At 53.2% G+C, this 23,383-nt stretch carries 21 protein-coding genes; all 21 read right to left on the reverse strand.

From position 1 onward, the window contains the following. Positions 1 to 5 precede the first annotated feature (5 nt). The 21 genes from BMX22_RS06680 to BMX22_RS06775 all read right to left on the reverse strand — a co-directional run bounded on the left by BMX22_RS06680 (position 6) and on the right by BMX22_RS06775 (position 23,380). On the reverse strand, positions 6 to 905 hold the full coding sequence (locus BMX22_RS06680; RefSeq protein WP_074741708.1) for an NAD-dependent epimerase/dehydratase family protein: 900 nt from the start codon (positions 903 to 905) through the stop codon (positions 6 to 8). A gap of 10 nt (positions 906 to 915) precedes the next feature. After that, positions 916 to 1,737, reverse strand: a complete 822-nt coding sequence (locus BMX22_RS06685) for a putative RNA methyltransferase (protein WP_074741709.1) — start codon at positions 1,735 to 1,737, stop codon at positions 916 to 918. A gap of 10 nt (positions 1,738 to 1,747) precedes the next feature. Continuing rightward, positions 1,748 to 3,184, reverse strand: coding sequence for a Nif3-like dinuclear metal center hexameric protein (locus BMX22_RS06690; RefSeq protein ID WP_074741710.1), 1,437 nt, complete (start codon positions 3,182 to 3,184; stop codon positions 1,748 to 1,750). Between the two features lie 67 nt (positions 3,185 to 3,251). Further along, positions 3,252 to 3,530, reverse strand: coding sequence for a zinc-ribbon domain containing protein (locus tag BMX22_RS06695; RefSeq protein ID WP_074741711.1), 279 nt, complete (start codon positions 3,528 to 3,530; stop codon positions 3,252 to 3,254). 130 nt (positions 3,531 to 3,660) lie between these two features. Continuing rightward, the gene (locus BMX22_RS06700; RefSeq protein ID WP_074741712.1) at positions 3,661 to 4,236 is read right to left on the reverse strand and encodes a sigma-70 family RNA polymerase sigma factor; all 576 of its coding nucleotides are present in this window, start codon (positions 4,234 to 4,236) and stop codon (positions 3,661 to 3,663) included. A gap of 84 nt (positions 4,237 to 4,320) precedes the next feature. Then, positions 4,321 to 5,997, reverse strand: a complete 1,677-nt coding sequence (locus tag BMX22_RS06705) for a hypothetical protein (protein ID WP_074741713.1) — start codon at positions 5,995 to 5,997, stop codon at positions 4,321 to 4,323. Between the two features lie 206 nt (positions 5,998 to 6,203). Continuing rightward, positions 6,204 to 7,334, reverse strand: a complete 1,131-nt coding sequence (ftsZ, locus tag BMX22_RS06710) for a cell division protein FtsZ (RefSeq protein ID WP_074741714.1) — start codon at positions 7,332 to 7,334, stop codon at positions 6,204 to 6,206. Positions 7,335 to 7,512: 178 nt separating this feature from the next. Next, positions 7,513 to 8,526: a cell division protein FtsQ/DivIB gene (locus BMX22_RS06715; protein WP_074741715.1), complete on the reverse strand. Its 1,014-nt coding sequence runs from the start codon at positions 8,524 to 8,526 to the stop codon at positions 7,513 to 7,515. A 21-nt stretch (positions 8,527 to 8,547) separates the two neighbouring features. Beyond that, positions 8,548 to 9,807 carry a UDP-N-acetylglucosamine 1-carboxyvinyltransferase gene (murA, locus tag BMX22_RS06720; protein WP_074741716.1) on the reverse strand — a complete coding sequence of 420 codons (1,260 nt, stop codon included), beginning with the start codon at positions 9,805 to 9,807 and terminating at the stop codon, positions 8,548 to 8,550. Positions 9,808 to 9,858: 51 nt separating this feature from the next. Then, positions 9,859 to 10,725, reverse strand: a complete 867-nt coding sequence (locus BMX22_RS06725; protein WP_074741717.1) for an alpha/beta hydrolase — start codon at positions 10,723 to 10,725, stop codon at positions 9,859 to 9,861. Next, the gene (gene murG / locus BMX22_RS06730; RefSeq protein WP_074741718.1) at positions 10,722 to 11,858 is read right to left on the reverse strand and encodes an undecaprenyldiphospho-muramoylpentapeptide beta-N-acetylglucosaminyltransferase; all 1,137 of its coding nucleotides are present in this window, start codon (positions 11,856 to 11,858) and stop codon (positions 10,722 to 10,724) included. Before murG ends, BMX22_RS06725 begins: the two co-directional genes overlap by 4 nt. Before the next feature lie 12 nt (positions 11,859 to 11,870). Beyond that, positions 11,871 to 13,157: an FtsW/RodA/SpoVE family cell cycle protein gene (locus BMX22_RS06735; RefSeq protein ID WP_081349112.1), complete on the reverse strand. Its 1,287-nt coding sequence runs from the start codon at positions 13,155 to 13,157 to the stop codon at positions 11,871 to 11,873. Between the two features lie 28 nt (positions 13,158 to 13,185). Continuing rightward, the gene (mraY, locus tag BMX22_RS06740) at positions 13,186 to 14,232 is read right to left on the reverse strand and encodes a phospho-N-acetylmuramoyl-pentapeptide-transferase (protein ID WP_074741719.1); all 1,047 of its coding nucleotides are present in this window, start codon (positions 14,230 to 14,232) and stop codon (positions 13,186 to 13,188) included. Positions 14,233 to 14,306: 74 nt separating this feature from the next. Then, on the reverse strand, positions 14,307 to 15,740 hold the full coding sequence (locus tag BMX22_RS06745; protein WP_074741720.1) for a UDP-N-acetylmuramoyl-L-alanyl-D-glutamate--2,6-diaminopimelate ligase: 1,434 nt from the start codon (positions 15,738 to 15,740) through the stop codon (positions 14,307 to 14,309). A 51-nt stretch (positions 15,741 to 15,791) separates the two neighbouring features. Further along, the gene (locus BMX22_RS06750; protein WP_074741721.1) at positions 15,792 to 18,188 is read right to left on the reverse strand and encodes a penicillin-binding transpeptidase domain-containing protein; all 2,397 of its coding nucleotides are present in this window, start codon (positions 18,186 to 18,188) and stop codon (positions 15,792 to 15,794) included. Positions 18,189 to 18,323: 135 nt separating this feature from the next. Next, entirely contained in the window at positions 18,324 to 18,446 is a 123-nt protein-coding gene (locus tag BMX22_RS16805; protein ID WP_318259702.1) for a hypothetical protein, read from the reverse strand. Between the two features lie 105 nt (positions 18,447 to 18,551). Continuing rightward, the gene (locus BMX22_RS06755) at positions 18,552 to 19,052 is read right to left on the reverse strand and encodes a cell division protein FtsL (protein WP_074741722.1); all 501 of its coding nucleotides are present in this window, start codon (positions 19,050 to 19,052) and stop codon (positions 18,552 to 18,554) included. Next, positions 19,045 to 19,995 (reverse strand): 16S rRNA (cytosine(1402)-N(4))-methyltransferase RsmH, encoded by a 951-nt coding sequence (gene rsmH / locus BMX22_RS06760; RefSeq protein ID WP_074741723.1) that lies wholly within the window; start codon positions 19,993 to 19,995, stop codon positions 19,045 to 19,047. The genes BMX22_RS06755 and rsmH overlap by 8 nt, the downstream gene beginning before the upstream one ends. A gap of 69 nt (positions 19,996 to 20,064) precedes the next feature. Then, on the reverse strand, positions 20,065 to 20,493 hold the full coding sequence (locus BMX22_RS06765) for a division/cell wall cluster transcriptional repressor MraZ (RefSeq protein ID WP_074741724.1): 429 nt from the start codon (positions 20,491 to 20,493) through the stop codon (positions 20,065 to 20,067). Between the two features lie 392 nt (positions 20,494 to 20,885). Beyond that, positions 20,886 to 22,379 (reverse strand): SpoIID/LytB domain-containing protein, encoded by a 1,494-nt coding sequence (locus BMX22_RS06770; protein WP_074741725.1) that lies wholly within the window; start codon positions 22,377 to 22,379, stop codon positions 20,886 to 20,888. Positions 22,380 to 22,450: 71 nt separating this feature from the next. Beyond that, positions 22,451 to 23,380, reverse strand: coding sequence for a class B sortase (locus BMX22_RS06775; RefSeq protein WP_074741726.1), 930 nt, complete (start codon positions 23,378 to 23,380; stop codon positions 22,451 to 22,453). Between the last annotated feature and the right edge of the window lie 3 nt (positions 23,381 to 23,383).

Consider the following 23,383-nt stretch of genomic DNA (forward strand, 5'->3'; position numbering starts at 1 on the left):
CGCTCCTATCCGAAATTCTTCGCAATAAAATCAAGCAAGGGCTTGCGAACGATGAGCTCCCTGTTTCCGCGCCACCACAGGAACGCCTCATTCAGAGCTCCCGTCAGCGGCGTGACTTTCGGCATTATCCTGCTCATCTCCTGCACATCGAGGACATATTCATAGTCGTAGAACGGGAAGTAACTCCGCTGCGGCACCTCCGCGCCCACATATCTGAGCTCGGGCTCCTTGCCGAGAACTGCATAGCAGAGGCGTACCCACTGCTCACACGTGACGGTTTCGGGGTCACCGACGTTGAATATGCGCTGCTCGGGCTGCTTGTCGAGAAGAAACTCCATGAAGCGGCACATATCACCGATGTGGAAGAATTGCAGCCGCATCTGCCCGTCCTTCGGGAGATAGAAGGGTCTGCCCGCCTCGGCGCACTCGAAGACGAACGCCTCGCGGTAGAGATTGTTCATCGCGCCGCAGAGGTACGGCGGACGCAGGATATAGGCGTTCGGGACGTTTGAGCGCAGCCATTCCTCGGCGGCGAGCTTATCGGTTCCGTACGCCCCCCAGACGGAATTCGGACCGCACTCCATGTCCTCGCGGAAGGGCTGCGGCAGGGTCTCGGGGTAGACAGCGCTCGAGCTGACGAAGATGTAGCTCCCGAAGTCTCCGAGCGCCTTGTACAGCGTGCGGACGTCATTCTCGTTGTAGGACGTCACATCGAGCACAGCGTCGAAGCTGTACTCCTTCAGCACGTCGCCGAGGGAGTGCCTGTCCGCGCAGATATGGCGCACATTCTCCGACTGCGGCTTGCTTCCGCGGTTGAGGACATAGACTTCGTGTCCCTTAGCCGCGAAAAATTCGGCAGTGTATCGGCTTGCAAAGACCGTTCCGCCAGTGACTAATATTTTCATCTTTCGCCCCTCATTTCTTGCGATAAGTCAGCACCTCAAAATCCGCCTGTGTCGTCAGTTCAGCAAGAGCTTCAAGACGTTCCTGCTCAGTCCTGCCCGTTTTGTAGTAATACGGAGTCATCGAGAACAGGCTGCGGATATCCGAACTGTCGCGGAGCTCCATAGTGAAGCTGACACGGCGGGCGGAGATATGTTCAAAGCCCTCGAGCTCATACGGCTTGACCTCATTCCTGTACGGAGTCTCGTATATCGCCTTTTTCAGCTCCCACAGGTGGTTCTCGGCGGGTATCGCCATTATCATCACGCCGCTTTTTTTCAGCACTCGGCTGTACTCCTCGCCGCAGTATGGAGCGAACATCGTGACGAGCATATCGCAGCTCCCGCTCGCGACAGGCAGGTGAAACACACTTGCGGCGGCAAATCTCACGGACTTGTCGCGCTTGGCAGCGTACTCGACAGCCACCTTTGAGATGTCTATCCCGTACATTTTGACCGCAATATCCGACCTGTCAAAACTTGCTCTGATATTGGAGGTATAGAACCCCTCCCCGCAGCCCGCGTCGAGGACGGCGCTGCTATTTTTCGCGTATTTCAGGGTCTCCTCGCACACAGCCTCACACAGCGGAGCATAGTATCCCTTATTGAGAAAAACCCGCCGCGCCTGCACCATGAGCTTATTGTCGCCATGAACAGCCTTGCCCGTATGCTTCGAGAGCAGCAGATTCACATAGCCGCTCCGCGCGATATCGAAGCTGTGCCGCTTCGGGCAGATATAGCTTTTCCCCGTATTTTCGAGCATTTCCCCGCATACAGGACATATCAGCACGCTCATATCCGCCACCTCAGAAGTACACGCACGGGTCGACGGAGCTCTCCGCTATCTCGACATCGAGCCGCGGGAATTTCTTCTCAAGCACATAGCGTATCTCCTCAAGGACAGGATACTCAGTATGGAAATGGCCGCAGTCAAAGAGGCTGATACCGCAATTTTCCGCTTCATACCACACATCATGCTTGACGTCGCCTGTCACGAAGGTATCACAGCCCTTAGCAGCAGCATCAGCGGCGAAAGAACCTCCCGAACCTGAACAAAAACCGATTTTATGCACTTTTCCGGCTCCTGAAGAGGCGCGGATAAACTCGCAGCCGAACATATCCTTGAGTGCCGCGGCAAAATCCGCTGAGCTGACGCTCTCCGCAAGCGTAACAATGTAACCGCACTCCTCGTCGTTGATGAATTCGGGCTCGCTGCCGAATCCGAACCTGCGCTCCAGCTCGCGCAATATCGCACCATTCGTACCGAGCGGCGATTTATCGACGTTTGTATGCATACAAAGCGCCGCGATATCCTCACTGATAAGCTTGAAAACGGGGTCGCTGCGTGTGATGCGTCTGCGCGGCTCGAATATAACGGGGTGGTGCGAGATGATGAGGTCAGCGCACTTACCTGCCGCCTCTGCGACAGCCGCGCAGCTGATGTCGAGAGAGAGGAGCACCGTACTGCACTCCATGTACGAATTCTCGACGAGCAGCCCCGAGTTGTCCCATTTTTCCTGTTTCGCGAAGGGGTAGACGCTGTCGAGATGCTCCACTACCTGCTGCATACTCACGGTGTCTATTCCATCGGACATCTTCCTGCCGAGAGCGCGATAGTGTGCAGACTCGCTCGCTTTCCCCGATTTTTCGAGATTTTCCGCTATCTTCATCAGCCTCTCGGACTCGCGCTGCCTGTACTTGCGGGTCAGCGGCTGTTCATCGTCGAAGAAGCCGTACATCGCCTCAAATTCTGTCAGGCGGCTGTCGGTCAGCGAAGTCTCCGCTGCGATGACAGTATAGAGCTTGTCCCCGTCCTCGACGAGCTGCTCTCCGACGATCTCCAGCCCGAGCTCATACAGTCTTTTCCGCAGTATTTCAGCCTTAGTCATTGGCTGGAGCACCCAGCGGACGCCCTCTGGAGCCTTTTCTATGGCAGCAGCGATGATATCGGCGATAGTCTCTCCGCCCATTCCTGCGATGACGACGTCGCTGACTCCATTGAGCGGCACTTCCGCCAACCCGTCAGACAGCACGAGGTCAACCTTATCAGTTATCTGATACTTCTCTACGGTACGCCGCGCGGAATCGAGCGGTCCCTCCTTGATGTCGGACGCAATAACGCGCTCGCACTTCCCCGAGCGTATCAGCTCCGCCGCGAGCAGAGCGTGGTCTGTGCCAACATCGCACACTATCCCCTCTCCTCCGACAAGGTCAAAGCAGGTCTGCAATCTTACATCGAGCATAAAAAACCTCCGCAAATCAAAAATTTCGGCGTGCCGAAGCCCGACACGCCGCGCTTGTACTATTTAATTAGCCCTCGGAATTGAGCTTAGCGAAACAGTCGCTGCAATATACAGGTCTGCCGTCCTTGGGCTCGAATGGCACCTTTGCCTCTCCGCCGCAGGTAGCACAGACGCCCGTATACATAACGCGCTCAGCTCTGCCCGCATTCTTTCTTGCGTCGCGGCAAGCCTTGCAGCGCTGGGGCTCATGTGTGAGACCTTTTTCTGCGTAAAATTCCTGTTCGCCTGCTGTGAATACGAACTCGTTTCCACAATCCTTGCAGACTAATGTCTTGTCTTCGTACATTTTCAATACCTCGCTTATAATATTTGGACCACGAGTCGGGCTCACACCGACACCTTTGATAAACAACGCTCTTGATTTAAGCTACCCGGCCATATACTGAGCTGCCGCACTCTTGGCGAACAGTTCGTTTTTATTTCAGATACGCACGTATCTTCCGCCTTGCTCTTTGCATGGCGTTATCGACAGATTTTTCGGATATACCGAGTTTTTCCGCAGTTTCCCTATAGCTCGCCCCGCGTATCACGGTATCGAACACTCTCCGCTCGGTACCCGAAAGCGCATTCTCAACAGCGCTTCTTAGCTCCGAGAAGAACTCCTTGTTCATATAGATGCTCTCGGGAGTCTCGCTCTCGGAGAGTATCTCCTCGCCGAAGTCGTCGATACACTCGCACGCTGCGGGAGCTTTCGCCGCCCTCGCGCACACCGAGCGCATACGGTTGACGATACACACCTCCGCAAATGTGGAGAACTTCGCATTTCTGCCCTTATCGTAGGAAGTTATAGCCTTCAGAAGAGCCATAAGCCCCTCCTGACAGAGGTCATCGCGGTCGGACTCGGAAGCAGAATACACAGCCGCCTTGATAAAGATAAGCTTTGTATACCTTAGCAGAAGCGTCTCACACGCGAGCTTATCGGTCGCGGCTCTGTCCGCGAGCTCCTCGTCGGACATTCCGCTGTAAACATTGATACTATCCAGTTCTTCCACAGGCTGTTCTCCTTGCGGTCAGATGAGCGATAAACAATAACGTGCGGCGGTCCATGTGATGACAGGACCGCCGTCACAGTCATTTTATTCGGATTCCTTTGCAGCCTCTTCCTCGGCAGCCTTCAGAAGGTCAGACATATCGAAGCTGAAATTATTCTTCTTAGGTGCAGCCTTCTGCTCGGGAGCAGCGCTGCTGTTGTTATTGCTATTGTTGTTATTGTTGTGAGCGGGCTTGTTATTTCCGCCGTTATTATATGAACCGCCCGATACTCTTGCGAATGCCTCATCAGCGACGGAGTTCTTGCCGTCCTTGGCAGAGACAGGCTCAAATGTGGGTGTAGCACCCGAAGGAGCCTTTGCAGCCTCGAAAGCAGCCTGAGGAGCGGAAGCTCTCTCAACGGTAGCCTTATCCTCGGGCTCAATGGAGTTGCGAGCCTCGCCGATGATATTCTGAGCCTCGTCCATTCTGTCGGTCGCCTGACTTGTGAGCTTAGCCATCGCAGACTTGATATCCGCAAACTTGGAGTTCACGCTCTCTATCTCATTAACGAGCATAAGGCGTACAGTAGAAGACATGGCATTTATCTTGTCAGCCTTGCTGTTAGCGTCATCAACAGTGGACTTAGCCTGATCGTTAGCGTCCTTGATAGTCTTCTCGGCAGCAGCGTTAGCCTTTGCAACAGTCATCTCGGCTGTCTCGTTAGCTTCCTTGATAGTCTTGGCAGCAGTATCGGTAGCCTCCTTGAGGGTCTTGTCAGCCTTCTCGTTAGCTTCTCTAACTGTCTTGTCAGCGTTAGCCTGAGCCTCGCTGACAACCTTATCAGCCTTATCCTTAGCTTCCTTGGTAACAGAGTTAGCTTCCTCTTCTGCCTGCTTCTTAAGCGAGTCAACGGTCTTCTGAGCCTCAGCGAAGAGAGTACCCATCATAGCAGCGGGATTGCTTGCATTAGCCTTGAGCTCCTCGATCTCCTTATTGAGGTTCTTGATCTCGTCGTCCTTCTTGGCAACGGCATCGGCAACAGCGCTCTCCTTAGCCTTATTGAGCTCTGCGATCTTGCCTTCCGTCTCGGAAGCTTCCTTTATCTTTGCCTCGAGCTGAGCAGTCTTAGCCTCGAGGTCGGATGTGAGCTTAGCGATATCCTGCTTAGCCTTAACGAGTTCAGCCTCAGCAGCGGGATTACCTGCGGGAGCAGCCTTATCCGTGTGAGCAGCGGCGAGCTTATCGTTAGCGGTCTTGAGCTGACCTCTGAGGGAGTCTATCTCCTTCTTGGCAGCCTCAAGAGCAGCAGTGATCTGTGCATTTGCGGGAGCAGCGGCAGCAGGAGCAGCGGCAGCCTTGTCATTTGCAGCCTTGAGTTCTGCTCTGAGCTTGTCTATCTCCTTCTTGGCAGCCTCAAGAGCAGCCTGTGTCTGAGCATTCATCTGAGCGCCCGCAGCATGAGCCGCAGGAGCAGCTCCGCCCGTTCTGAGCTGAGCGATGACCTTCTCGCTCTCTTCGAGCTTCTTCTGGAGGTCCTCGTTTTCCTTCTTGGCAGCTCTGAGCGCATTGTTTGAAGCATTGAGCTTCTCCTGCAGGTTATCGACCTGATTCCTGTACTTGAGAAGCTCCTGCGGGTCGGCAGGACCTGATTCTTTGGCTTGTTTCAGTTCTTCCTCGAGGCCTGAGATCTTGGAATTCAGCTCATCGAGGTAGGTGAGTACGTCTTCTTTTACAAAGCCTCCACCTATTTTGGTGGTTCGTAATACGGTTGGTTCGTCCATGGTTCACTCCGTTCCCCGCAGCAAGTGCGGAATAAAATTAAGGGATAATACGCCTTGTAATAATTATAACACAATTACGATTTCAATTCAACCATTAAAATGTAGAATTTTTTAGTTGATTTTAGTGCAATTTACTATATTCACAAACCGTATATAAATAAAAGCGACTGCATTAAGCATATGCAGCCGCCTGTCTTATCAATTGATCAGTTGCCGAGTATCTTGAGGATATCGTCAAGGTCGTAATCCGTGCTGGAGGAAACGGGCTTGGGGTCGTTGCCGCCGAGACCGAGACCGTCGATGAGTGGATTATCTATCTGGATAATATTGTCGAGGTCGCTGCCTTCTGCTGCGGGAGCCTCCTCAGCAGCGGGAGCATCTGGATCCTCGAAACCTGCCGCGATGACAGTAATTGTCATCTCGTCCTGCATATCCTCCTTGAATGCAGTACCGAAGATGAACTCTACGCCGTCAGCAGCTGTATCTGTGATCATCTTTGTAGCCTCATCAACATCAGCAGAAAGAACATCCTCTGACATAGCGATATTGATAAGGAGCCTCTTAGCGCCGGAGATAGAAGTCTCAAGCAGCGGGCTGGAGATAACTGCGTTTGCAGCTTCCTTTGCCTTTTCCTTGCCTGAACCGTGACCGATAGCCATATGAGCGTAGCCTGCGCCTCTCATGATGGTGGAAACGTCCGCAAAATCGAGGTTGATGTAGCCCTCTTCAACGATGAGGTCGGAAATGCTCTTGACACCGGTCTTGAGCACATCGTCCGAAAGTGAGAACGACTGCTTCATTGTGAGCTGCTGCTTGCCGTCGAGAAGCTTCTCGTTAGGAATAACTATGAGTGAATCAACATACTTTCTGAGCTCTGCGATACCTTTTTCAGCCTGAGCCATTTTCTGCTCTCTCTCGAAGAGGAAGGGCTTGGTAACAACAGCGACAGTAAGGATGTCCATTTCCTTTGCGATCTTCGCAACGACGGGAGCCGCGCCTGTACCTGTGCCGCCGCCCATACCTGCTGTGATGAAGATCATATCTGCGCCCTTGAGGTGTGCTTCGATCTCGTCTCTGTTCTCCTCGGCACTGCGCTGACCGATCTCGGGCTTATTTCCCGCACCTCTGCCCTTAGTGAGCTTAGTGCCGATCGGTATCCTCGTTGTAGCCTTGGATTTATTGAGAGCCTTAGCGTCAGTATTGATAGCGATGTACTCGATGTCGTTAACGCCCGAATCGACCATGCAGTTTACAGCGTTTCCGCCGCCGCCGCCGACGCCTATGACCTTTATATTAACATCGGGTTCCATTGCCTCTTCATAATTAAAATCTGACATTTTCGAAACTCCTCCTACTTTTATTTATCTGTATCTTTTAAGTAAACTTCACCCTATAAATACACATATCATTTTAGCATATTATTCGGATTTTTGCAAGTAATACCGAAATTTTTTAAAATTTCGTCAGCTTGCACAACAACTCTTTGCCTGTTCCGTGCGTATTTGCACGTTTTCATCACTGATTGTCGTATATTTCGTTATTCTCATAACCGCCATAGCCGAAATCGTCGCCGTACCAGCCCTCGCCGCCGTCAGCCTGAGCGCCGTTCTGCCAATCATTGTCTCCGCCGTCATTCTGCGGGTCATACTCGGGAACTGCGGCTGTCGTGGTAGTTGTCGTGGTATTGACAGGAATGCCGTTCTCGTCGGTGACGATCGCAGGCTCGGTCTCCTCCGCGAGCTCGCCGCTCGGACGGAAGCTGCACACGTGCGAACCTATCATCATCAGATAGCCTTTTTTGCCTTTTACGCTCTCGTCGTTCATTGCTTCCCTGGCGAGGTCGAGCTTATACTCCACATCGTTCCAGTTGCCCATTTTAAACATCAGACCGTTTCTGTAGTTGACAGTTATCGCATACTCATTTGACAAGTCTATAGAAGCGATATCCGTATTGTCGTCCCTGTCGAAACGGCTTATCAGCTGCGTGAAAGCATCGTACTTGTTCTCATTCTTTGAACGCAGAGGCTTGCCCGCCTCGGTATCGGCAGGGTCAAAGCCGTAGATTATCGGGAGATTATCGGTATCGGTGTAGAAGCTGTTGTCCGCAAGTATCTTACCGTTGCGGCTGACGAGCAGCACTCCCTTGTCATACTGCACATTATATGCAGGTATACAGCGTGTTACCGTTATTCTCAGGGTTGACGGGAAATCTCTGTCGACCTTCGCCGTCTCGACATATAGGAGCGAGTCGAGGATGCGCTGCTCAGCCTTCTTGTAATCGAGCCTGAGCAGATTGTCGCCTGCGTGGATACCCGAAGCCTCCACTATCTCCATGTATGTGTAGGTCTCGGACTCGCCCGAGATGACTATCTCGTCAATATTGAAAAGAAAGGTGAAGCACATCGTCACGCCCACAGTCAGCACGAGCAGTATCACCACGACGGTATACACGCTCATCATTCGTCTTCTGCGGCGCATACGCTTGCCGCTGTTCTTCCTTTCTATATTGGTCTTCTCAACGTCGTTCATACTAACACCAAACCCTGCCGCTCACACTCTGCGGATCCTCCCGCCGAGCGAGCTGACAGCCTCCTCAAATTTTTCGTATCCTCTGTCTATGTGCGAGATACCGCTAAGACAGGTAGTTCCCTCCGCAGCAAGCGCCGCCGCTGCCATTGCCGCTCCGCCCCGAAGGTCTGTAGCCTCAACATCTGCGCCTCTCAGTTTCGGGACTCCGCGCACGACCGCGACCTTCCCGAGCACCTCGATATCCGCGCCCATTTTGCACAGAGCCGCTGTGTGGCGGTATCGGCAGTCGAAAATATTCTCCTCAAAAACGCTGGCTCCGTCGGCAGTCGCAAGCGCCGCCATGAGCACAGCCTGCGCGTCCGTGGGAAATCCTGGGTGCGGCATGGTGCGTATCCTGTCACGGACAGCTCTCAGCCGCGCACCGCTTCTGAGGTATATCCTGTTTTCCGCGGGATAAATGCGGCAGCCCGTCTGCTCCAGCACGGAGAGAAAGGGCTCCATTTCCGCGGTACAGGTATTTTTCAGTATTATCTCCCCGCCCGCCGCAGCGACCATGGAGAGGTATGTGGCTCCCGCGATACGATCGGGCATGACAGTATGCTCGCAGCCGTGGAGCTTATCCGTGCCGCTTATCACGATCGTACTTTCGCCGTCGCCCTTTATATCAGCGCCGCGTTTCCGCAGGAAAGAGCAGAGATCGCATATCTCGGGCTCGCGGGCGGCGTTGTTGACGATAGTTTCGCCCTCGGCGCAGACCGCGCAGAGGATAATGTTTTCGGTCGCTCCGACCGAAGGAAATGGCAGGTTTATCTTGGCACCGCGGGCTCTCCCGCCTGCAATGCGGCAGTGTATGCGTCCGCCGCAGTCGGAAATATCCGCGCCGAGCTTTCTCAGTGCCGCAAGGTGCATATCTATCGGCCGCGGACCGAGCTCGCACCCGCCTGGCACGCTGAACGTACACTCGCCCGTCCTGCCGAGAATAGCCCCCATGAACATTATAGACGAGCGCATCTCGCGCATTAGCTCCTCGGGTATCTCGGAGCCCGACGCGCCGCACGGGTCAATGACCGCATTGCCGTCGGAAATACTGCATTTACAGCCGAGGCAGCTCAGTATCCGCGACGCGGAATACACGTCCGTCAGTGTCGGACAGTTCCTCAGCACCGACTCGCCCTCTCCGAGCAGAGCCGCCGCCATAATGGGAAGAGCGCTGTTTTTGCTGCCCTGCAAAGTCAGTTCGCCGCTGAGACGGCACCCTCCCGTAATGATGAATTTCTGCATAATACCACCTCGCAGCTTTTTGTGTATATTATGCATCGAGGTGTGTTTATGTCACAGGTTTGCCTGTAGGAATTTATCGAATGTATCAGCCATCTCGTCGGGTATGAGCGCGTACATCATATGCCCCTTGTCGGAGAGATGCACTTCGCCGCCGCATTTCTCGGCGAAATCCTGTCCGAATTTCCGCCAGCTGAGGTTCTTGCTGAGCGTTTTCATATCGCTGATGAAGAAGCAGCACGGACATTTCAGCGCTCCCGTATCGTCAGCCTTCTTCGCGTTATCGGTCATGAGGCGTGATTCCTCGTAATATTCGCGGTTGGCGATATTCTTGTAGAAGAGCCTGCGGTAGACCTGCTTCTCCTCGTCGGTGAGTTCATTGCCCGTCATCAGTCCCGAGACATTCTCGGTCTTGCTCTTTATCAGCTTCGCGAACAAGCCGTCCTTTGCTATCTTTTGCAGGAGCTTGTATGACTTGTCAAGCTGTGCGAGCCGCTTCTCCTCGCCTATCTCCTTAGACTGCTCCACTGCGAGCGCGGGCACGCCCATATCCATGCTCAGCACTGCCTTAACCTCATCGGGGTAGGTATTCGCCCAGTAAACAGCCTCAAATCCCGAATAGGAATGTGCCGCGAGCACATATGGCGGCTCAACTCCTGCCCTGCGCAGAGCTTCTCGGTCAGCCGCAACGAGATTCTCTATCGTGCGCGGCTCGTCGGTGCCGTCGCTGAAGCCGTAGCCTGCCTTTTCGATGACAGCAATGCGGTACTTCTTTGACATCCGCCTGTAAACAGGCTTGTATTCGAGCACGGGACAAGTCACGCCGCTGCCCGCCATGAATACTATGGTCACAGCTCCCTCGCCCTCGGTGTAAACGTTGAGCTTGGTGCCGTTTACATCGACTCTGTTCTCATAGTTCATTTTTTCTTTCCCTTCGCGATGAGCTTGTCAACGACCGCGAGAATGCGCTCATTCGTGTCGCTGAGGTGGAGGTCAGCCGCGCTCTGCGACATGACCTCGACGCGGTCGCGGTCGTTGTACAGAGCCTCAATCTCGGAAATAATCTTCTCGTTGGTGACATCCTTCTGCTCGATGACCACAGCCGCGCCCGCCTTTCCGAGCACCATTGCATTGTGGTACTGGTGGTTGCCCGCGACTATCGGGGACGGTATCAGTATCGACGCCTTGCCCGCGGCTTCGAGCTCTGCGAGCGTTGAAGCACCCGAGCGGCAGATAACGAGGTCTGCCGCCGCGAGGCAGACGTCCATATCGTTTATGTACTCGGTTATGCGCAGACGGTCGCTTTTCAGCGGAATGCCCGCCGCCTGCATAGCCTGCGGGAAAGTGTCCTTACCCATGCCGCCGTAGCCGTGGATGTGGTTGATATTGAGCTTATTTCCCGCGTGCCACTTTATAACGGCTTCCATAGTCTCGTTTATGCAGCCCGCACCGAGACTTCCGCCGAATGAGAGTATCGTGAAATCGTCATTGAAGCCGAGCTTCTTTCTCGCCTCAGACTTCGACAGCGTGTTGATATTGCTCCTTACGGGAAGACCCGTAACGCTGTACTCGAACTTGCTTTTGTCCATGAAGTCGAGCGCCTCCTTGACGGTGAGCATGACATAGTCGACTTCCTTGGAGAGGAGACGGTTCGTCACACCTGGGTAGGCGTTCTGCTCATGGATAGCGGTAGGAATGCCCATTCTCGCAGCCTTGCGTATCACAGGACCCGCAGCATATCCGCCCGTACCTATCGCGATATCGGGCTTGAACCCCTCGATTATTGCCTTTGCTCTTCTGCCCGAAGCTGCAAGATAAGCGATAGCCTTGGCATTTCTGCCGATATTCTCGATAGAGATACGGCGCTGGAAACCTGCCACCTTGATAGTCTCCATTTTATAGCCTGCCTGCGGGACGAGCTTCGCCTCCATGCCCTTGGGCGTCCCCGCGAAGAGGAACTCCGTATCGGGGTATTTCGACTTTATGATATCTGCGATAGCGAGACCGGGGTTGATATGTCCGCCCGTGCCTCCGCACGAGATGAGAACTCTCATAAGACCGCTCCTTTATGCGTTTTTTGGTTCGTTGTAATCTCCGCCGTCATTCGGCTCGGGGACGGGTACGACCTCCTCATTCTCGGGAGGGTAGTACCTGTGCTGCGAGATATTGAGCATAATGCCCATTTCCACAAGCTGCATGACGAGCGCCGTACCGCCGTAGCTGAAGAACGGCAGCGAGATACCCGTATTGGGTATGAGGTTGCTGACAACAGCGAGGTTGAGCACGGTCTGTATGCCTATCTGAGTGGTTATGCCGACCGCAATGAGCATACCAAATCTGTCCTTGCAGCGCACAGCGATTGAATATCCCTCGATTATGAGGAGGAAGAATACGATGATTATGGCAAGCGCTCCGACGAAGCCTATCTCCTCGCAGACTATGGGGAAAACGAAGTCGTTCTTGGTCTCGGGGAGGTAAAGGTACTTCTGGCGGGAGTTGCCGAGTCCGAGCCCGAAGAGACCGCCCGAGCCTATCGCGATTATAGAGTTGGCAGTCTGCCATGTTACGTCGAGGACGTCCGAAAAGGGGTCTTTCCACGAAGCGATACGATTGGCAACGTAGCTTCCTGGCACCTTCGACTGCCACGATACATAGCCGAATGCTCCGCACGCTGCAGCCACTCCGAGCGCCGTATACTGCTTCCAGTTAGCGCCGCCGCAGAGTATCATCGCAATGGCGATAGAGCCGATGAGCATGATACCCGAGATATGCTTCTCGAGCGCGATAAGTCCGACATAAATACCGAGCAGCACCACATACTTGACGATACCCGTCTTGAACTCGTTCATTTTTTTGCCGTCGCGCTCCATGCTGAAAGCGAAGTAGATGATGAGCGCAAGCTTCGCTACCTCCGAGGGCTGGAGGTTGATAGGCCCGATATCTATCCAGCGCTTAGCACCCATAGAACCGCCCTCGTCGTTTCCCATGAGCAGTACCAGCACGAGCAGCCCTGCCACCGCGACGTAGAATATTCCCGCAATATTGAAGCTTTTCAGCAGCGGGAGCTTTATCGTCTTGAAATTATGATAGTCCATTTTCATAAAGAATATCATTGCCACGAAGCCAATTCCCGCGAACATCGCCTGCTTCTTGGCGTAATAAAGACCATCGCCGTAGTCGCTGTATGCCCACGCATAGCTTGCGGAAGCCATCATAACGAGCCCGACCACGAGCAGTATCATAACGTAGGCGAAAAAGGCAACACTGATGTCGCCCGTCCTGCCGTCTCCGATGAAGAACCGCAGGATACCGCCGCGTTTTTTCTTTCTCTTTTTTGTCTGTGCCTGTGCCATTGCGACCTCCTGAAGTCCTGAATGGATGTTAGCTGTTAAGGATGAGCGTCACTATCCCGAGAACGCCGAATATTATACCTGCGAGCGAGAAAGTGATGACTATCTTGTACTCGCTGTAGCCGCTCATCTCGAAGTGGTGGTGGATAGGCGTCATCTTGAAGATACGCTGACCCTGATGGTCGGAGCGGAGCTTCTTCGTGAGCTTGAAGTAGCCCACCTGTATCATTACCGACAGAGCCTCGATTATGTATACGAGAGCTACCAGCAGCAGTACGAGGTGCTTGTGGAACACAAGTCCCACACCTGTTACAGCGGCGCCGAGGAACATCGAGCCCGTGTCGCCCATGAAGCACTTAGCGGGGTTGAGGTTCCAGATAAGGAAGCCGAGACAGCCTCCCGCGAGCGCCATAGTGAAGCACGACATCTCGTTCTCGCGCAGGAAAGCGCTGCATATCGTGAATATCAGCATAGCAATGAACGTAACCGAGCCGCACAGTCCGTCAACGCCGTCGGTGAGGTTGACCGCATTCGTGAGGTAGATGATAACGGGTATCATCAGCACATAGTAGAATATGCCGAGCTGAGGCGATACCCAGAAGCCGAGGTCTATCGCAGTGCTGCCGTCGCCGAACTTGTATATCATGAAGAGAAATCCGAGCCCGAACAGTGTCTGGAGCACTATCTTCTGCCACGGAGTGAGACCGTCGTTGTTCTTGCGTGCGACCTTGGTATAGTCGTCGATGAAGCCTATCAGGCCGAAGAGGAGCGAGAAAGCGATGACGCTCAGCAGACGGTAGAAGGCGTGATGAGTCTCGGGAGCCGTAGTATCAAGTGCATATCTTATGCGGTAAGCCCAGTATCCGCCGACAGCGGTGAGCACCGTAGATATGATGAACATAAATCCGCCCATAGTGGGAGTTCCCTGCTTTTTGGCGTGCCACTGGGGACCGTCCTCGGTCTTGATAGGCTGACCGAACTTGATCCTGTGCAGGAACGGCACCAGCCATTTGCCCGATATTCCTGCTATCGCGAACGACAGCAGCGCAGTGAACAGGTTTATTATCCATAAAGACATAGATATAACAACTCCAGTTTTTTTAATGTAGGGAACGCCGCCTCGGCGTTCCGTTTATAATATTACCGATAATATTAAAGCAGCTTCAGTCCGTCCGCGACTACCTCACGCTCGTCGAAGTGGATATGCTCCATTCCCGCGAGTATCTGATAGTCCTCGTGACCCTTACCCGCGAGTACGATGATATCGCCCTTCCGAGCTATCTTCAGCGCATGGTAGATAGCTTCCCTGCGGTCGGTCACCACATCATACGGTACATCAGTACCCTCAAGCCCGACGAGGATATCCCTGATGATAGCCTCGGGGTCCTCATTGCGCGGGTTATCGGAGGTAACGACCAGTCTGTCCGCGTACAGCGCCGCAGCCTTAGCCATTTTCGGACGCTTTGCAGCGTCGCGGTTGCCTCCGCAGCCGAAGAGGCAGATTAGCCTGCCCTCGGTGTATTCCTTAACGCTTCGGAGAATATTCTCGACAGCGTCGGGAGTGTGTGCATAGTCGCAGATGACGGTGAAATCGCGTCCCGTGGGAATGACCTCGCACCTGCCCTTAACGCCGTTGTAGTTCTCGACAGCGCTTATCACGGTCTCGGCGGGGATACCCTCGCGCAGACAAACCGCAATGGCAGCCGTGAGGTTAGACACGTTAAAAAGCCCAGGGATACGTGTTTTCACGAGGTACGACTTATCACCGCAGCAGTACCAGAAGCTGCTGCCCGTTGACTTTATCTTTATGCCGTCGGCATAGATGTCGGCGTTGCCCTTGACGCTGAAAGACTTCCTCTCGCACGCGACCTCTCCGAAGAGCCGTCTGCCGTACTCGTCGTCGATATTGACGATCGCGGCGTCGCAGATATCGAAGAGCATTTTCTTCGCCTGATAGTAGTCCTCCATATCCTTGTGGTAGTCGAGGTGGTCCTGTGTGAGGTTGGTGAAGACAGCCGTTTTGAAGTGCGACGGACCAATGCGTTTCTGGCAGAGTCCGAAGGAGCTGACCTCCATGACCGCGTACTTGCAGCCCGCCTCGGCCATTTTCGCGAGCACCTCCATAAACTCATATGTGAGCGGAGTGGTATTCTCGGTGTGGAGCACCTCATCACCTATCTCATTCTGTATCGTGCCGATGAGCCCCGTCTTGAAGCCCGCATACATGAGTATGTGCTTGATGACGCTGGTAGTGGTAGTCTTGCCGTTGGTACCCGTCACGCCGAGGAGAGTCATCTTCCTCTCGGGGTGACCGAACCACGCCGCACAGATGCATCCCCACATCTCGCGGGTATCGCGGACGAGGATCTGCCTGTCGCCGAGCCCGAGGTCGCGCTCGCAGACAACAGCCGCCGCACCCTTTTCGAGCATTTCCTTTGCGGCGTCATGTCCGTCGAACTTCGCGCCCCGTATGCAGACAAAGAGGCTGCCTTCCGCTACCCTTCGCGTATCGTCGGTTATCGAGGTTATCTCGGCGTCACCGACAGCCGTCACAGCGTTGTCTTCAATGATGTCTCTGAGTTTCATGTTACAGCCTCCGTTTCTTTTGTTATATTCTCTTTTCTTTCAGCGGAGATATCAGTCTCCTCCGCTGTATACCATAAATTCAAGCTCTACCGTAGTACCCACGGCGACCTTGCTGCCCGCCTCGGGTTTCTGTTTTGTCACGGCGACACCCGCATGGTTGACGGAAGCTCCGCGCGCCACATAGTTGAGCTGGCAGTACATAATGGAATCATTCGCCATACTCGGGTCAAGTCCCACAAGGTCGGGGACCTCCGTGTAGTCGACGGTATGATTGCTCTCCGTGTAGAGGTAGACCGTGCCGCCCTTTGCCACAACAGAGCCCGTAACAGGCGACTGTGCGACTACCGACGAGCCCTCGCCGATGACCTTGTACTGTATGTCATAGCCCGAGAGCGTATTTATCGCGTCCTCGAGCGGACCCTCGAGAAGAGGTATCTTCACATCGAGGTTTGCGAGCTCCTCGGTGGAGTATTCGGGGCTTATCCCCATATACGGGAGCACCCTTGTGAGAATGTTTCGCGCCGTAGGAACAGCGACCTTGCTTCCGTAGTAGCCGATGTCCTTATTCGGCATATCCGCGAGGACGAGGAGGATAATCTCGGGGTCGTCCGCGGGAGTGAAACAGCAGTAGGAAGCGCCGTACTCCTGTATCGAAGCGTCCTCCTCCTGGTCCTTGTTCATGGTTATGCCCTGAGCGGTATACATGAGTCGCTGAGATGTACCCGACTTACCGCCGATGGAATAGCCCTTTATGGTAACGTTTCCGCCGCCGCTTCCCGAAACAACCTTTTCAAGGCAGTCGCGCATACGTGCGGATGTTTCTTCCGATATGACCTGTCTCTTGACCGTGCGCTCGTTCTTGAATACGATGTTCCCGTCCTCATCGAGCACCCTGTCGACCACATACGGCTGCAGCAGATATCCGCCGTTTATAGCAGCACAGTAGGATGTTATCATCTCCATGGGCGTAATAGTTTCGCCCTGTCCGAACGAGCAGACCGCAAGGTCTACATTAGACATTGTTGAGGGGTCGAAGCCTTTGCCCGACACCTCATAAGGCAGGTCGATACCCGTCTTGCTGTCGAGTCCGAAAGCGTTGAAGTAGTAGCAGAACTTTTCCACGCCGAGACGTCTGCCTATCTCCATGAACGCGGGGTTGCAGGAATTGGTAAGAGCCGTCTGGAAATCCTGCGGACCGTGACCGCCCTCCTGATGGCACTTGATGGCGTTGAGCGCACCCTGTAGCTGTACCGAACCCGTACACATGAACGAATCATGGTCATAGTCGATGAGGTTCTCCTCGAACGCAGATGCGCTCGTTACGACCTTGAATACCGAACCGGGCTCGTATATCTCGGAGATGCACTTGTTTCTCCACTGACGCTCGAGCATTGCGCTCTCGGTCTCTTCGGGAGTGAGCTTCTGATTGGTGATTATAGGCGAATGGTCGACGATCTCACGCGGCTGATTGAGGTCAAAGCTCGGATATGTCGCCATACCGTAAACCGCACCTGTTTTCGCATTCATAAGTATCGCACACGCGCGGTTCTTCACCTCGAACTCAGTCACCAGATCCTGAAGACAGTCCTCAAGGATGTACTGTATCTCCATATCAATGGTCAGATAGACATCATTTCCGTTCTTGGCGGGATAGGTCTTGGAGTACCTGTACGGGAGCTCGTTTCCGTTGGAGTCCTTGGCAGAGATAGTCCTGCCGTCCGTACCCGCAAGGTAATCGTCATAGGAAGCCTCGATACCGTAGATACCGTATCCGTCAGCGTGCGTGAACCCGATAACGGAAGCGGCGAGCTCATTCTGCGGGTAATACCTCTTGGTATCCTCCTCGACGTTGAGGCAGGTCATACCGTAGTCGCTGAAGAATTTGAGCAGCTCATCCGCGACGGGCTTTTCCACCTGCTCCTGAAGCACGTGGTACTGCGTGTTCTCCTCCATAGCAGCAGAGACCTTCTCGGGCTGTATGCCGAGCTTTGACGAGAGCAGTTCCACCGCCTCGGCACGGAACGCCTCCGCCGACTCGGGCAGAGTATTGGTAACAACTACCTGTGCTTCCTCACCGTTCTCGTTGGTGGTCGTCTCTATCTTCGGCTGGAAATTACCGCTTGCAATATCCGCCTTCTGCTTGTCGATACGTTTCCCGAGGCTTTCCAGATCCTCGCGGAAGCGCTTGGGGTCGAGGAAGACCTTGTATACCGACGCACTCTTCGCGAGCGGAGTAGCCTTAGCGTCGTAAATAGAGCCGCGGTGAGCGGGAATGATTATCGAGCCGAAGTGCTGGTCGTTGGCCATAGCCTGATACTTCTTGTTGTTGAGCACCGATATATTGAAGAAGTTGCCTGCTACAACAGCAAAGAGCCCGAAGAACACCGATGTCATTATGAACCGTGTCCTCAGCTTCATTGACCTTGAAGGAAGATTCTTATTAGCCATAAATTCACTCTTTCTATGCTTATCGCTTCAGTCCCTCAACATAACCGCAGAGAAACTGTGCGCTTTTTTTACTTTCGCTATAAAATAGAATAAGGCAGGGTGTTGTCGAGCCCCGCCTTTGAACATCTTCTTTTTTTATGTGATGTCCGTTTCTATGATACTGCCGTATCGAAAACGCTTGTCAGGCGTGGGAGCGTCCTCCCCTGTTCGCATTATCCGTTCCCGAACAGGGGCAACGTTCCCGAGTATTCCGATCACTCGCTGTATCTCCTTGGTTCTACTATCACTACGGCATATATATTTTTCAAAGCCGTTAGTATTTAAAAATAATTACGGGCAGCCTTGTTTTTATATTATATTGGTCTACCCTCTGAAATATTCGACGCAGTGTTCAAAAAAGCTCTTGACTTTACCGAGAATGCTCTCGTCCTGCTGAGGAATACTTACAACGTCATCTGTCTGTATCTCTATATATTTTATCTGAGACGAATCGACTTTCTTCATGCCGAGAACATTTTCGGCATAATCCTCGATATTCTTTGCAGACATCTGACTTTCAAGCTCAGACTGCAGTCTGACATTTTCCGCTTCGGCAAGATTCAGCTCACTGTTGAGAGCCGAAACCTTACTGTACATCGTATTGCGCCTGTTAAGGCTGTAGATGACAGTACCGAGCAGAGCCGCTGCAAGGGCAGATACCAAAATAACAGTAAACAGTGAGCCGCTTTTAGCCTCATATTTTCTCATGGTTATTTGCGGGCTTTTCGCAGGTGTACCCTGACTTGGCAGCGATTCCGGTCTCTCAGCAGGCTTGCTGCTGTAGACGTCCGCACTGTAGCGATAAACCGAATCACGTTCAGCCATTGACATCTGCGCTCCTTTCTGCTTTCTCTATTATCCTGAGCTTTGCACTTCTGCTTCTCGGATTTTCTCCGAGCTCGGTCTCGTCAGCCTCTATGGGCTTACGGTTCACAAGATTTCCCTGCGGCTTGCGTCCGCATACACACTGGGGAAAATCGGGCGGACATATGCAGCCTCGAGACCACCCCGCGAATCTCTGCTTGACAAGTCTGTCCTCGAGAGAATGGAAGGTGATAACAGCAAGTCTGCCCTTAGGGTTCAGGCGCGCGAAGGCTTTGTCGAGACCTTCCGACAAGTGGTCAAACTCACAGTTGACCGCTATCCTTATTGCCTGAAAAGTTTTTTTGCAGGGATTCTTATCGCGTCTCGCCTTCTGCGGAACACTGTCCCTGACAATGTCTGCGAGCTGCCGTGTAGTCTCGATAGGAGCCGTCTCTCTTGCGCGAACGATATTCGAGGCGATGCGGCGCGAGAACTTCTCCTCGCCGTACTCAAATATTATTTTCGCAAGCTGCTGCTCATCGAAGGTATTCACTAAGTCCGCAGCACTCATTCCGCTCTGGCTCATTCTCATATCGAGCGGCGCATCGGAATGATAAGAAAATCCTCTGCTCTCCTCATCGAGCTGATGTGAAGAAACTCCCAGATCCATGAGAATCCCGTCCACACCGCCAATACCGAGTTCATCGAGCACGCTGTCTATTTCGGAATAGTTGCGGTGTATCACCGCAGCATTCGGAAACTGCGCCAGTCTCGCTCCTGCCGCCATAATGGCGTCGGGGTCGCGGTCGAGGGCGATAAGTCTGCCCGTTTTGCTCAGTTTTTCGGCTATTGCAAAGGAATGTCCGCCTCCTCCTGCCGTGCAGTCAACATAGATTCCGTCGGGGCGGATGTTCAGCCCGTCAACAGTTTGTGCGAGCAGAACAGGGGTATGCTTGAATTCCATGACTAACTCCTTTGATATGCTTTGCGGGATATGTCCCCTAACAGACCGACCGCACAAGCATAAAAATTATCAGAGCGCGATCGTAGCGAGGAGAGCCTTCATTTCTGCATCATTGACTTCGGTCTGTGCAGCCTCGAGCCTGTCGCTCGCCCAAATCTCAGCCTTGTTATAGTTGCCGATGACCGTCACGTCACCCGTGATACCTGCTTTCTCTCTCAGCTTCTGGGATATAAATATTCTTCCCTGAGCATCGGGAGTCTGCTTTTCGGCTCCGGCAAGGACTTCTCTTCTCAGCGGCTCGGCAGCAGTGCCAAGCTCGAAGAGTTTTCTGGCATATTCGTCAAAATCTTCAATGGAAAAAGCGGCAATGTAGCGCTTGTCATGACTCAGGCAGAGATAGAACTCTCCTCCGAGGATATCGCGGAGCTTGCTCGGGAAGCTCATACGTCCTTTTGAATCAATACTGGGATTGAACGTGCCGCATAATGGCTGACGCATGACCTTCACCTCACCTTCCCTGCTTCACGGTGGAACGTTTCACCTCAATGTGGGTCAAATTTGCACCTGAATGCCTCTTCTCACCCCTTTCTTCTATTATAAATGAAATGCTTGCTCATTTCAATAGCAGAAAGCCCAAAAAGGTGCAACAAATATATCAACAAAGGTTTCGGTTTTTTATCTATTTTGTTCAAATATTAATCATATGCGGTTTAAATGCGAACATATGTTTTTAAATTTTTTACCCCTTTCCCCCACAATGGGTAAAAAGCGGGTATTTTTTTGGGAACTTACACCCCCACCGCTCTCACTCCTCATAAAACTGCAATAAGTCTCTGAGCAGACGGAGAACTTCCGCTGCTCAAAGACTTACTTAATATAGTATCGTAGCTTTATTGCAATGTTGATGAAACGGTAACTGTATCCTGTGGAATATCTGTAGTCCCGCTGACAGGAGCCTCGCTCGCTGTCTCGGTGGGTCCTTCTGATGTTTCAGTCTCCGACGTCGGCTCTGACGCGCTCTCGCTTGTCTCCTCGGTCGTCTCCTCGGTAGTATCGGTGGTCTCCTCAGTAGTTTCCTCGGGCTCCTTCGGGTCGCCGATATTGGTCGGTTGGTTATTCGGATAAACGACACCAGGTGTATAGCGGTAATCCGCATCAACTACCTCTATCTCGGAGGAACCGTGCGGAATAGCCTCGCCCTCGGGTCTGGGAGTGTAGAACACGTTGAACTTCGACGACTTCAGGTTTAGCGCGAGTTTGAACTCATAGCCCTTTACAGTGAGCTGGTCGTCGATATTGACATAGGTGACATAGCCTGTCTCATCGGAATACTCAGGCTGTATCCAGCTTGCGGGCTCATCCGAGAGCTTGATGTTATACGCCTTCTCTATCATATTCCTGAGCTGGAAGTCGTCCACATATGTAACCGTACCGTAGTGCGGGTCATAGCAGGCGTCATAGTCGCTGGAAACCGACCTCAGATACGGCAGGTCAGCCCAGAACACCTCGTAGCAGTTGGCAGTGATGCCGCCGCTCGAAGCCGAGAACATGGTGAGCGCATAGTCATCGTTATAGAAGAGAGCCTGCCCGAGCACGTCACTTACCGCATCGACAACGACCTGCGGCGGGTGCGGCTTGCAGCGGAGGTCTGCTCCGTCGCCGTTATGGTACATACAATAGGTATACACAGCGACTGCCTGAGCCTTGATAGCCTCATAGCTCATGCTTCCGCCGACCTCGTTGAACACTATCTGCGACACCATAGAGAGCACATCGCCCTTGACTCCGTTGACGGTTATCTCGTCATCCTCGTCCACGCAGGTGTCCATCAGATAGGTGTCTGGGTAGTAATGGAAGAGGATATCCTGATAAGTCCAGTCGGAGTAGGTCGCGTAGAAATTCGCACCATTCTGGCTCATTCCAACACCGTGTCCCCAGCCGTAAGTAACTATCGCGAACTTGCCTGGGGTCGACTCTATCTCGGGCTCGCTCTCAAAGAACGGTATATCGCCGACATAGCCTCCTGTAACATTGAGCTCGACAGGAGTAGCCTTCTTGCTTTTCTTCTTGGTGCCTGAGCTTCCCGATTCGGGAGAAGCCTCATAGCTGATGAGTGAAAGGCTGTCGTCGTAGTCGTCGAGAGTAGCCTTGTACCACTCTATCTGCTGCTCCTCCTGCTCTTCCGCCGCAGAAGTAGTCTCCACAGCAGCAGTGTCGGTATCGGAAGTGCTTTCAGCAGTGCCCGAAGCGGTCGAAGCAGTAGTAGTTGCAGTTGTAGTCGCTGCCGTATCAGCAGCGCTTGCGGTATAGCCGGAGCCCGTGAAAGCTATCACAGCTCCCGCAATGGCAGCGACTGTCCTCTTAAAAGGTGTTTCTGTCTTCATTGCTATCACCTCTTTCAAAGTCTTTACAGCAGTACCGCGCAAACAGCGCCGCACCGCCGGATATGTAATGCTTACTGAGCCGCCTCGGTGGTCTCCTCCGTGGCGGGCTCAGTAGGCGCGTGTGCCTTCTTGTACTCCTCTGTCCTCTCGATAGTGTCGAGAGAGCCGCTCTTTTCGCCTTCGCGCAGACGTCTCGCAATGATGATGAATCGCGAGTTGTCCTCATCGGCGTAGCAGGTGGACAGCGTAAGGAGCTTGTCGCCGAACTTGACATCGACGCCCGTATCAAAGAGCTGACGCCCTCTTGCGAGGGTCATATACTCGTTGAAGGTCTCCTCATCGTTGAGCTCCTCCATATCCCAGTAGCCGAAGTCGGTATAGGTGTGGCCGCTGGTAATGGCGCAGCAGCAGATGACATAGTCGTAATCCCTGTAATTCGAGCTGAGCTCGATAAACGGCGCCGAATTGAAGAACTCATAGTCCTGACGGTATCTTCTTATCGAGCCGAGCATGGTATTATTCGCCATATTGTGTCCGTAGATAACGATATTCTCGGACTGTTCAGCCTCGTCGCTCCCGAAGTCGTCACGGAAGTCCATGAACATAGCGCCCTCGCGGTGGAGCTGACGGTCAACGCCGTGCTCGAGATAATACGAGTTCACCTCATACGCCTCTCCGCCGTAATAGGGCACGCCCTCGGGTATCTCACCGGGGTCGCGAACAACGGGGTAGTCGACCTTTGTCTGGTCTATCTTTATCCAGCCAACGATGTCCTTATTCTCTTTAAGGAGCATCTTGGCTCTTTCTGTCATTCCTGTCTCGGACGGGACGTAGTCATACGCGGGGAGTGTAGTTGACTCGGTAGATACCTGTGTTACGGGCTCTGCCTTGCCGACGATGTGTTCCTCCTTTTCACTGCATCCGAAAAGGGAAGCTGCCGTAAGACCTGCCGCAGCGACAAGTGCTCCGCAGGCAGCAATAAGCTTTGCATTGCTTTTCAATTG

This window comes from Ruminococcus sp. YRD2003 (assembly GCA_900109435.1).
GTDB lineage: Bacteria > Bacillota > Clostridia > Oscillospirales > Ruminococcaceae > Ruminococcus > Ruminococcus flavefaciens_G.

Coding starts and splice junctions, on each gene's coding strand:
- BMX22_RS06725 (WP_074741717.1), bottom strand. CDS start 10,725: ATGAACTATGAGAACAGAGTCGATGTAAACGGCACCAAGCTCAACGTT.
- BMX22_RS06690 (WP_074741710.1), bottom strand. CDS start 3,184: ATGCTCGATGTAAGATTGCAGACCTGCTTTGACCTTGTCGGAGGAGAG.
- BMX22_RS06765 (WP_074741724.1), bottom strand. CDS start 20,493: ATGCGTCAGCCATTATGCGGCACGTTCAATCCCAGTATTGATTCAAAA.
- rsmH (WP_074741723.1), bottom strand. CDS start 19,995: ATGGAATTCAAGCATACCCCTGTTCTGCTCGCACAAACTGTTGACGGG.
- mraY (WP_074741719.1), bottom strand. CDS start 14,232: ATGTCTTTATGGATAATAAACCTGTTCACTGCGCTGCTGTCGTTCGCG.
- murA (WP_074741716.1), bottom strand. CDS start 9,807: ATGCAGAAATTCATCATTACGGGAGGGTGCCGTCTCAGCGGCGAACTG.
- BMX22_RS06745 (WP_074741720.1), bottom strand. CDS start 15,740: ATGAAACTCAGAGACATCATTGAAGACAACGCTGTGACGGCTGTCGGT.
- BMX22_RS06695 (WP_074741711.1), bottom strand. CDS start 3,530: ATGTACGAAGACAAGACATTAGTCTGCAAGGATTGTGGAAACGAGTTC.
- BMX22_RS06750 (WP_074741721.1), bottom strand. CDS start 18,188: ATGGCTAATAAGAATCTTCCTTCAAGGTCAATGAAGCTGAGGACACGG.
- murG (WP_074741718.1), bottom strand. CDS start 11,858: ATGAGAGTTCTCATCTCGTGCGGAGGCACGGGCGGACATATCAACCCC.
- BMX22_RS06680 (WP_074741708.1), bottom strand. CDS start 905: ATGAAAATATTAGTCACTGGCGGAACGGTCTTTGCAAGCCGATACACT.
- BMX22_RS06770 (WP_074741725.1), bottom strand. CDS start 22,379: ATGAAGACAGAAACACCTTTTAAGAGGACAGTCGCTGCCATTGCGGGA.
- BMX22_RS06715 (WP_074741715.1), bottom strand. CDS start 8,526: ATGAACGACGTTGAGAAGACCAATATAGAAAGGAAGAACAGCGGCAAG.
- BMX22_RS06685 (WP_074741709.1), bottom strand. CDS start 1,737: ATGAGCGTGCTGATATGTCCTGTATGCGGGGAAATGCTCGAAAATACG.
- BMX22_RS06735 (WP_081349112.1), bottom strand. CDS start 13,157: ATGGCACAGGCACAGACAAAAAAGAGAAAGAAAAAACGCGGCGGTATC.
- ftsZ (WP_074741714.1), bottom strand. CDS start 7,334: ATGTCAGATTTTAATTATGAAGAGGCAATGGAACCCGATGTTAATATA.
- BMX22_RS06705 (WP_074741713.1), bottom strand. CDS start 5,997: ATGGACGAACCAACCGTATTACGAACCACCAAAATAGGTGGAGGCTTT.
- BMX22_RS06755 (WP_074741722.1), bottom strand. CDS start 19,052: ATGGCTGAACGTGATTCGGTTTATCGCTACAGTGCGGACGTCTACAGC.